The organism is Micromonospora sp. NBC_01796 (genome assembly GCF_035917455.1).
Taxonomy (GTDB): domain Bacteria; phylum Actinomycetota; class Actinomycetes; order Mycobacteriales; family Micromonosporaceae; genus Micromonospora_G.
In genome coordinates this window covers 4500759-4507500 of the sequence record NZ_CP109078.1, presented here as the reverse complement: position 1 = coordinate 4507500, position 6742 = coordinate 4500759, and the positions used below count along the sequence as shown (strand labels likewise).

Below are 6742 nucleotides of genomic sequence, written 5' to 3'. Positions count from 1 at the left end.
GCGGGGTCAGAGCCGGCGGTTGGCCAGGCTGGGCAGCTCTGCCCGGATGGTGTGCAGCCGGTCGAGATCGAGATCGGCACAGACCACGCCGATGGTGTCCGGGGCCTGGGCGAGGACCGTCCCCCAGGGGTCGATCACCATGCTCCGGCCGAAACAGTTCCGCCCCGGGTCGTGGTCACCGATCTGGCCGGCCGCCGCCACGAAACACTGGTTCTCGATCGCCCGGGCGCGCAGCAGCACCTCCCAGTGGTCCCGACCGGTGTGGGTCATGAACGCGGCGGGCACCACCAGCAACTGGGCCCCTCCGGCCACGGCAAGCTCCCGGTACAGCTCGGGGAAGCGCAGGTCGTAACAGATCGAGAGACCGACGCGTACGCCGTCGATGGTGACGGTCACCGGTTCCGGGCCCGGCGCCACTCCCCTGGACTCGAGGTAGGAGACGCGACCGGGGATCTCCACGTCGTACAGGTGGATCTTGCGGTAGGTCGCGATCAGCTCGCCGGCGCGGTCGAAGACCAGCGACGTGTTGTAGGTGTGCTGCGGGTCGGGGCCGACCTCGTGGAACGACCCGGCGTGGACGAAGATGCCGAGCCGGCGCGCGGCGGCGGCAAAGAACTCGGCGAACTCGCCGTCGACGGGCTCGGGCTTGGGTTGCCCCGGGGCTGGACCGAGATAGTCGACGTACTCCGGCAGGATCGCCAGATCGGCTCCGGCCGCCGCGGCCCGGTCGAGCAGGTCGGACGCGGCGGCGAGATTGGCTTGCCGGTCAGCGCGGGCGTTGAGCTGGCAGACGGCGACACGCATGCAACGAGCGTACGGGCCGCCGCCCACCTCAGACCAGGCCTGCGCTCAGGCCGACTTCTCCTCGCGGTCACGCCGCCGCCGGCCGGTGAACTCACGCGGCACGATGGTCGGGTTGACGTTCTCCAGGACCACCTCGCGGGTGATCAGGACCCTGGCGGCGTCGGGGTTGCTCGGGACCTCGTACATCACGGAGAGGAGGACCTCTTCCAGGATGGCGCGCAGGCCACGGGCGCCCGTACCGCGCAGCATCGCCTGGTCGGCGATCGCGGCCAACGCGGGCGGCTCGAACTCCAGCTCCACCCCGTCCAGCTCGAACAGACGCTGGAACTGCCGGACCAGGGCGTTGCGTGGCTCGGTCAGGATCCGTACGAGGGCCTCACGGTCCAGGCTCCGGACGTTGGTGATCACCGGGAGCCGGCCGATGAACTCGGGGATCAGGCCGAACTTCAGCATGTCCTCGGGCATCACCTTGCCGAAGATGTCGTCGGTCGACCGTTCCGAGACCGCGCGGAGGTGGGCGCCGAAGCCGGTCCCGCCCTGCCCGGTCCTGGATTCGATGATCTGGTCGAGGCCGGCGAAGGCGCCACCGCAGATGAACAGCACGTTGGTGGTGTCGATCTGGATGAACTCCTGGTGCGGGTGCTTCCTGCCCCCCTGCGGCGGTACGTTCGCGACCGTACCCTCGAGGATCTTGAGGAGAGCCTGCTGCACGCCCTCGCCGGAGACATCCCGCGTGATCGACGGGTTCTCCGACTTGCGAGCGATCTTGTCGACCTCGTCGATGTAGATGATGCCGGTCTCGGCGCGCTTGACGTCGTAGTCAGCCGCCTGGATCAGCTTCAACAGGATGTTCTCGACGTCCTCGCCGACATAGCCGGCCTCGGTCAGTGCGGTGGCGTCGGCGATGGCGAACGGGACGTTGAGCATCCGGGCCAGGGTCTGCGCCAGGTGCGTCTTGCCGCATCCGGTGGGGCCGATCAGCATGATGTTCGACTTGGCGAGTTCCACCGCGTCGTTGCCGGCACCGGGGGCTCCGGCCGCCTCTGCCTGGATCCGCTTGTAGTGGTTGTAGACCGCGACCGAGAGCGCCTTCTTGGCCTGCTCCTGGCCCACCACGTAGTTGTCGAGGAACTGGCGGATCTCCATCGGCTTGGGAAGCTCTTCCCACTTCACCTCGCCGGACTCGGCCAGCTCCTCCTCGATGATCTCGTTGCAGAGGTCGATGCACTCGTCACAGATGTAGACCCCTGGGCCTGCGATGAGCTTCTTGACCTGCTTCTGTGACTTGCCACAGAAGGAGCACTTAAGTAGGTCGCCGCCGTCGCCGATCCGTGCCACCTACGTTCTCCCTGCGCTCATCGGCCGGATCAACCCGGCCCTGGCCTGAGGACGGTACGCCTCGTTGGTCTAGATCGCTCGCCGGGCTGACCGGCGAAGCGGTGCAGACCCGACGTTACTCGCTGCCGGAGCATTCTCCGACCCCCAAAACCGGGTGTGTCCGGAGGCGGAGGGCCAAAGCACCCCGGCCACCCCCGGACAACACTCGTCAGCTGGCGGCGTTCGCCGCGAGCAGGCCCTTCTTGCGGCTGGTCAAAATGGTGTCGACCAGGCCGTACTCGCGGGACTCCTCGGCAGTCATGATCTTGTCACGGTCGATGTCCTTGCGGACCTTGTCGACCGGCTGGTTCGAGTGCCGCGAGAGCATCTCCTCCAGCTGGGTACGCATCCGCAGGATCTCCCGGGCCTGGATCTCGATGTCCGAGCCCTGCCCGTAGCCACCCTCGGTGGCCGGCTGGTGGATGATGATGCGAGAGTGCGGCAGCGCCATCCGCTTGCCCGGCGTGCCGGCGGCGAGGAGCACCGCAGCCGCGCTGGCGGCCTGCCCGAGGCAGACCGTCTGGATGTCCGGGCGGACGTACTGCATGGTGTCGTAGATCGCCGTCATGGCGGTGAACGAACCGCCGGGCGAGTTGATGTACATGATGATGTCGCGGTCCGGGTCGGTGCCCTCCAGCGTCAGCAGCTGGGCCATCACGTCGTTCGCCGACGCGTCGTCCACCTGGACCCCGAGGAAGATGATCCGGTCCTCGAACAGCTTGTTGTACGGGTTCGACTCCTTGACCCCGTACGACGTGCGCTCGACGAACGACGGCAGCACGTATCGGTTGTGCACTGGTGCGAACTGCGGCGGCAGCGTCAGGTCAGTCATCGTCAAGCTCCTCAGCTCAGGGTCCCGGCGCCTTCCGGAACCTGCGTGGCTCCGGTGATCACCTTGTCGATGAAGCCGTAGTCCTTGGCTTCCGCCGCGGTGAACCAACGGTCCCGGTCGGAGTCGGCCTCGATGGCCGCCTGGTCCTGGCCGGTGTGGAACGCGACCCGCTCCTGGAACATCCGCTTCGTGTACAGCATCTGCTCGGCCTGGATCGCGATGTCCGACGCCGTGCCGCCCATCCCACCGGACGGCTGGTGCATCATGATCCGCGCGTGTGGGAGCGCGTACCGCTTGCCCTTGGTGCCGGCGCAGAGGAGCAGCTGGCCCATGGAAGCGGCCATGCCCATCGCGACGGTCGAAACGTCGTTGTCGATGAACTGCATCGTGTCGTAGATCGCCATGCCGGAGTAGACCGAGCCACCCGGCGAGTTGATCCAGAGGTTGATGTCGCGGTCGGGATCCTCCGCGGCGAGCAGCAGGAGCTGCGCGCAGATGCGGTTGGCGACCTGGTCGGTCACCTCGCTGCCCAGGAAGATGATGCGTTCCTTGAGCAGCCGGTTGTAGACCGAGTCGTCGAGGTTGCCAATCGAGTCCCCACCGCGGGCTTCGATCGCCCGCAGGGGCATCGCTGGGATGTTCATTTCGGTCATGGCAGCCCTTCGCTCTCCGTACCGTCTTACGCCGACACTAACCGCTGCGAGGGGTCCGAGCTTCCTCCTCCGGGCACTGTTCGCTCTCAGCGCAGCTACCCGGAGACGTACGCCGGAAGGGTTCCGGCCGCCGTGCGGGAGACCCGCGCGGCGGCCGGAGAACGCCCGTCGATCAGTGCTCGTGCGCGTGGTTGTGTTCCTCGTCGGCCACCGCGCGCAGCGCGTCGAGGCTGACCGCGTTGCCCGCCGAGTCGGTGATCTTGATCCGATCCATCACCGAGGCGAGCGCCTTGCCGCGCCGTACGTCTCCGAAGACCGCACCGGCCGTGCCGGAGCGGACGAGCTGGTCGTAGTACTGCTGGGGAGCCATCCCCGCCCGCTGTGCCCGGTGCACGATCTCGTGTCCGAATTCGTCGTCGGACACCTGGACCTCCTCGGCGTCGGCCAGGGTGTCCAGCAACAGCTGCACCCGGACCCCCTCGGTGGCCGCCTCGGTCAGCTCGGTGTCGATCTGCTCCTCGGTCTTCTCCTCGGCGGCGAGGTACTCCTCCAGGGAGGCGCCGATCCGCTCGAGCTGGTCGACCATGGCCTGCTTGCGGTTGTCCACCTCGTCGCGGACGACACCCTCGGGCGCCGGCACCTCCGCGGCGTCGACGAGCTGCTTGAGCGCCTTGTCCCGGGCCGCGTAGATCTGCTCGACCTGCTTGTTCCGGGTGATCCGGTCCCGCAGGTCGTCGCGGAGCTGCTCCAGGGTGTCGAACTCGCTGGCGAGCTGGGCGAAGTCGTCGTCCAGCTCGGGCAGCTCCTTCTCCTTGACGGTCCGGACGGTCACCGCGACATCCGCGTCCTGACCGGCGAAGTCGCCGCCGACCAGCTGGGTCACGAAGGTGGTCGAGTCGCCGGCCGAGAGGCCGACCAGGACCTCGTCCAGCCCCGGAAGGAGCTGCTTGCTGCCGACCTCGTGCGAGATGTTGGTCGCCGAGCCGCCGGGGACCTCCTCGCCGTTGACCGTCGCCGCCAGGTCGATCTGGGTGTAGTCGCCGTCCTGGGCGGCCCGCTCGACCGTCTTCAGCGTGGCGAAGCGCTCCCGCAGGCCCTTGACCTGCTCGTCGACCTCGCTGTCGTCGATCTTCAGCTCGTCGACGGTCACCTCGACGGTGGTGAAGTCGGGCAGCGCGATCTCGGGGCGTACGTCGACCTCGGCGGTGAACTTCAGCGCGTCGCCGTCGTTGAACTCGGTGATCTCGACGTCGGGTCGGCCCAGCGTCTTCACGTCGTGCTCACGGACGGCAGCCAGGATGTTCTCCGGGATGGCTTCCTGCACGGCCTCGTTCAGCACGGTGCCCCGACCGACCCGCTGGTCGATCACGTTGGATGGAACCTTGCCCTTGCGGAAGCCCGGGACGGTGACCTGCTGGGCGATCTCCCGGTACGCCTTCCTGAGGCTCGGCTCGAGCTCGACGAACGGCACCTCGATGGCGAGCCGCACGCGCGTCGGGCTCAAAGTCTCGACGGTGCTCTTCACAGGCGTACTCCTTGACGGATCTCAGTCTTTGTCATGGGCGTGATTCAGCCCATCGAGTGTAGGCGAGCTGTCTGGAAGACCCTGCGGCGCCCGACACCGCGGTGGTGGATCACAGTCGGGGTGGCGGGATTTGAACCCACGGCCCCTCGCTCCCAAAGCGAGTGCGCTACCAAGCTGCGCCACACCCCGTGGCGACCAGCAGTGTATGCCGTCGGCGCCCACCCCCGCCGCCTGGTATCCGTGCGCCACGCCCGGCCGCGCTCCGACCGGCCCGCGGCCACCGCCGTGACCAGGCCTTTTCAAGATCTATTTGTACGCGAAATCGCCTGCCTGCCGCAGCCGGGCGGATACCGCCTGGCACTCGTCGGGGCGCCTCCAGTAAGCTGGCGGGACGTCACGGGTCACCGGGGCGTACGCGGGCGTAGCTCAATGGTAGAGCTTCAGTCTTCCAAACTGACTACGCGAGTTCGATTCTCGTCGCCCGCTCCAGTGCTGGGCCCGGATCGGGGAGTTCCCCGGTCCGGGCCCAGCTACTTTCCGGCCATGTGACCCCACCGGCACCGGGCGCGGCCCGGTACCGGTCGGTGTCGGTGTCGGTGTCAGACAGCCGCTGGTGCGGCGGCCGGGTCCCGGACGATGTCCGATGCGCCGGAGGCGGCCGGGGGCGCGGCGGCGCTTTCATCCCGTACGTCGGCGATCGGGCGATCCGCTTTCGGTGGGCCCGGGTTGTCGGGTCGCTCCCGCAGCATCGTCGGCGTCCAGTCCTTGAGCCGCAGCGCCGGCTTCTGCACCAGGTGCCAGGAGAGCATCGCGAACCCGGTACTCACCAGGGCGCTGACCAGGAAAAAGCCGACGAAGCCGATCGCCTGCACCCCCGCCTTGGCCATCACCTGCTGCACCACGGCGGAGTAGATGTACACCCCGTACGAGTAGTCGTTGACCCGCCCGACCCGGTGCAGGGCCTTCGGCAGGCGCACCGCGAGCCAGATCATGACGTACGCGTACGCGAGCAGACCGGGACCGAAAACCACCCCGTGGTAGGCGAACCAGCCGATGACCGCGAGGGCGAGCACGCCGAGGAGGTCGCTGATCGGCAACCGCTCGCTGTACAGCTCGGCGACCCAGCCGGTGAGGAACATGAACCCGAACCACAGGATGTAGCTTCGCTGGAGCGCACCGAACAGCGGCAGCGGACCGATATCGCCCGTGGTCCAGATCGCCCCCTGACCACCGGTCACCTGCTGGTAGTAGTTCCAGCAGAGCACGCCGAACAGGACGACGAGCGCGATCAGCGGCAGCCAGCGGAGTTGCCGGCGCAGGATGGTGAGAGCGGCCAGGACTGCCACCACGAGGTAGAAGAAGATCTCGTACGCGAGGGTCCAGAGGGCGCCGTTCAGCGCGTTGCCGCCCCGCCACCGCCAGAACGGTGTGTCGCCCACCAACAGGTCGGCGATGCCCGCCTGCCGGAGGCCGCCCCACCAGTTCAGCCGCAGGTAGTCGAGCACGCCGCCCGGACTGCGCCACAACCCGTCGAGCGTGCCGTGCCGCTGG

The 6742-nt window shown here is 67.9% G+C and carries 6 protein-coding genes and 2 tRNA genes; 1 reads left to right on the top strand and 7 read right to left on the bottom strand.

The genetic code is table 11. The features are described from left to right. Positions 1-6 precede the first annotated feature (6 nt). The 6 genes from OIE47_RS20840 to OIE47_RS20815 all read right to left on the bottom strand — a co-directional run bounded on the left by OIE47_RS20840 (position 7) and on the right by OIE47_RS20815 (position 5380). Entirely contained in the window at positions 7-804 is a 798-nt protein-coding gene (locus OIE47_RS20840; protein ID WP_326556215.1) for a carbon-nitrogen hydrolase family protein, read from the bottom strand. Between the two features lie 45 nt (positions 805-849). Continuing rightward, positions 850-2142, bottom strand: coding sequence for an ATP-dependent Clp protease ATP-binding subunit ClpX (gene clpX / locus OIE47_RS20835; protein ID WP_326556214.1), 1293 nt, complete (start codon positions 2140-2142; stop codon positions 850-852). A 208-nt stretch (positions 2143-2350) separates the two neighbouring features. Next, positions 2351-3013: an ATP-dependent Clp protease proteolytic subunit gene (locus tag OIE47_RS20830; RefSeq protein ID WP_121156500.1), complete on the bottom strand. Its 663-nt coding sequence runs from the start codon at positions 3011-3013 to the stop codon at positions 2351-2353. An 11-nt stretch (positions 3014-3024) separates the two neighbouring features. Next, positions 3025-3666, bottom strand: a complete 642-nt coding sequence (locus tag OIE47_RS20825) for an ATP-dependent Clp protease proteolytic subunit (RefSeq protein WP_326556213.1) — start codon at positions 3664-3666, stop codon at positions 3025-3027. A gap of 172 nt (positions 3667-3838) precedes the next feature. Next, on the bottom strand, positions 3839-5191 hold the full coding sequence (tig, locus tag OIE47_RS20820) for a trigger factor (protein ID WP_326556212.1): 1353 nt from the start codon (positions 5189-5191) through the stop codon (positions 3839-3841). 115 nt (positions 5192-5306) lie between these two features. Further along, a tRNA-Pro gene (locus tag OIE47_RS20815) sits at positions 5307-5380 on the bottom strand. Positions 5381-5606: 226 nt separating this feature from the next. Between OIE47_RS20815 and OIE47_RS20810 the strand changes: the two genes are divergently transcribed. Then, positions 5607-5680 (top strand) — tRNA-Gly (locus tag OIE47_RS20810). A 110-nt stretch (positions 5681-5790) separates the two neighbouring features. Here OIE47_RS20810 and OIE47_RS20805 read toward each other — a convergent pair. After that, complete coding sequence (locus OIE47_RS20805; RefSeq protein WP_326556211.1) at positions 5791-6717, bottom strand: acyltransferase family protein; 927 nt, start codon at positions 6715-6717, stop codon at positions 5791-5793. Positions 6718-6742: the final 25 nt, after the last annotated feature.